The 3,285-nt window shown below is 46.1% G+C and carries 2 protein-coding genes; both read left to right on the forward strand.

Features of this window, described 5'->3' with window-relative positions; all coding sequences use genetic code 11:
- On the forward strand, positions 1-719 hold a 719-nt coding region (locus PHQ97_16045; protein MDD4394245.1), incomplete at its 5' end, for an FtsX-like permease family protein.
- Between the two features lie 116 nt (positions 720-835).
- On the forward strand, positions 836-3,285 hold a 2,450-nt coding region (clpB, locus tag PHQ97_16050; GenBank protein MDD4394246.1), incomplete at its 3' end, for an ATP-dependent chaperone ClpB.

Genomic DNA, 3,285 nt, shown 5'->3' on the forward strand with positions numbered 1-3,285 from the left:
ACGGTGAAGATCCCGTTGGTCAAAATATCCGTTTCGGAAAAATTCCTTTTAAAGTAATCGGTGTCCTTGGGGAAAAAGGAGACAACTCCATGGGGCAAGATCAGGATGATATCATACTGGCACCCTACACTTCGGTCATGAAAAGAATTCTGGCCGTCACCTACCTGCAGTCCATTTATGCATCCGTCATTGACGAAAAGGATACGGAAGCGGCACAGGCTCAAATAGAAGAAATCTTACGCAACAGACATAAAATCAGTTCTGGTGGAGAAGATGACTTCAGCGTCCGTACCCAAAAGGAAATGCTCACCATGATGACTTCCACGACAGACATGATGACGGCTTTACTGGCGGCAGTAGCCGGCATTTCCCTAATAGTCGGAGGTATCGGCATTATGAACATCATGTATGTATCGGTAACCGAACGCACCAAGGAAATCGGACTTCGTATGTCCATCGGTGCAAAAGGGAAGGATATCCTGATGCAATTCCTGACTGAAGCCGTTTTAATCAGTGTAACAGGTGGCCTTATCGGTATCTTGCTCGGTGTCATGTCATCGTACAGCATCAAGTGGATAGCAAACTGGCCGATAGGAATTCAGGCTTATTCTGTTATTCTGTCCTTTTTGGTCTGCTCTATTACCGGAATATTTTTCGGATGGTATCCTGCAAAGCGAGCCTCTGAACTGGATCCGATTGAAGCAATCCGCTACGAATAGGAACAAAATTCACAATCCGCCAAATTGACACTATACAACCAATAGCGGTGTCAATTTGGCGGATTTTCTGTTTGGCAAAACAATTGCTGCTTGATAGTTGTTATAAACAAACAACTATGAACTTCAACAATTTCACCATCAAATCACAGGAAGCTGTTCAAAAAGCCATCGAACTGGCTCAGGGAAGACAACAACAAGCCATTGAAACGCCACACCTTTTGAAAGGAGTCATGGAGGTCGGAGAAAATGTGACCAATTTCCTTTTCCAAAAATCCGGAGCAAACCCAAATACACTCAATACAGCCTTGGACAGACTGCTCGACAGTTATCCGCGGGTAAGCAATGCCGAACCGTATCTTTCCCGGGAGACAAATGCCGTCATCCAGAAAGCGATTGATTATTCCACGAAAGAAGGCGACCAGTTCGTATCACTGGAATTCATCCTTTTGGCTTTGCTCACCGAAAAGAATGCCGTATCGAGCTTATTGAAAGAAGCCGGTCTCACCGAACAAGTGATGCATGAAGCCATCCGGGAACTGAGAAAAGGCTCCAAGGTCAGCAGCCAGTCCGCCGAAGATACTTACAACGCCCTGAACAAATACGCCATCAATTTAAATGAGCGTGCACGTTCAGGTAAACTGGATCCGGTCATCGGCCGTGATGAAGAAATCCGCCGGGTACTGCAAATTCTTAGCCGACGTACCAAAAACAATCCCATCCTGATCGGAGAACCAGGTACGGGTAAAACAGCCATTGCCGAAGGTCTGGCTCACCGTATTATCCGTGGTGACGTACCGGAAAACCTGAAGAGCAAACAATTGTTTTCTCTGGATATGGGCGCATTGGTAGCCGGAGCCAAATACAAAGGCGAATTTGAAGAACGTTTGAAATCGGTCATTAATGAAGTGATCCAATCCGAAGGCGAAATTATCTTGTTCATCGATGAAATCCACACCTTGGTCGGAGCAGGCGGAGGTGAAGGAGCCATGGATGCAGCCAATATTTTAAAACCAGCGTTGGCCAGAGGCGAACTCCGGGCTATCGGGGCAACAACGCTCAACGAATATCAAAAATATTTCGAAAAGGACAAGGCCTTGGAACGTCGTTTCCAGATTGTTCAGGTCAACGAGCCGGACGAAGCCAGCACCATTTCCATCCTGCGTGGTCTGAAAGAACGTTATGAAAACCACCACAAGGTCAGGATCAAAGACGATGCCCTGATTGCCGCCGTAGAACTTTCAAGTCGGTACATCACCGACCGTTTCCTGCCGGATAAAGCCATCGACCTGATGGATGAAGCCGCAGCCAAACTGAGAATGGAAATTGATTCCGTTCCTGAAGAACTTGATATCATCGAACGGAATATCATGCAGCTGGAAATCGAGCGGGAAGCCATCAAACGCGAAAACGACCAAACCAAGTTATCTCAGCTCAATCAGGAAATAGCCAACCAGAAGGAAGAAAGCAGCAAGATCAAAGCAAAATGGAGTTCCGAAAAAGAACAAATCAACAAAATCCAACAAGGCAAAATCGACCTGGAGAACCTGAAATATGAAGCAGAAAGAGCCGAAAGAGAAGGCGATTACGGCAAAGTGGCCGAAATCCGCTATGGAAAAATGAAGGAAACCCAGGCTGCCATTGACAGTACCAAAGAAAAACTACATCAGATGCAGGGAGATAGCCCGATCATCAAGGAAGAAGTGGATGCTCAGGATATTGCAGACATTGTTTCCCGTTGGACAGGAATACCCGTCAACAAGATGATGCAGAGCGAAAAAGACAAGCTGCTCCACCTGGAAGAAGAACTGCACAAACGGGTCATCGGACAGGAAGAAGCCATTGCCGCCGTTTCTGATGCTGTGCGCCGAAGCCGTGCAGGTTTGAATGATCCCAAACGCCCTATCGGATCCTTTATTTTCCTCGGAACGACAGGTGTCGGAAAAACAGAATTGGCCAAAGCATTGGCAGATTATCTGTTTGACGATGAAAACAAGATGACCAGAATCGATATGTCTGAATATCAGGAAAAATTTTCTGTTACCAGACTGATCGGTTCTCCTCCGGGATACATAGGTTACGATGAAGGTGGTCAATTGACGGAGGCCATCAGGCATAAACCCTACTCTGTCGTCCTGTTTGACGAAATAGAAAAAGCACACCCGGATGTTTTTAACGTGCTCTTACAGGTTTTAGACGATGGTAGACTGACAGACAACAAAGGCAGGGTGGTCAATTTCAAGAACACCATCATTATCATGACCTCCAATATCGGTTCATCGCTGATTAGGGATAGCTTTGCAAAGATGACAAATGCCAATCGGGATGAAGTCATGGAATCGACCAGAAAATCCGTTTTCGAATTGCTGAAACAAACCATCCGGCCGGAATTCCTGAACCGTATTGATGAACTGATCATGTTTACGCCATTAAGCCAATCTGAAATCAGACAGATTGTAAATCTGCAACTGAACGGCATCACCAAACAACTGGAAGAAAGCGGCATCAAATTAGAGGTGACGGACAAGGCTCTCGACTGGATTGCAAAAATCGGCTACGACCCTCAATA

This window comes from Desulfobacterales bacterium (assembly GCA_028704555.1).
Classification (GTDB): domain Bacteria; phylum Desulfobacterota; class Desulfobacteria; order Desulfobacterales; family JAQWFD01; genus JAQWFD01.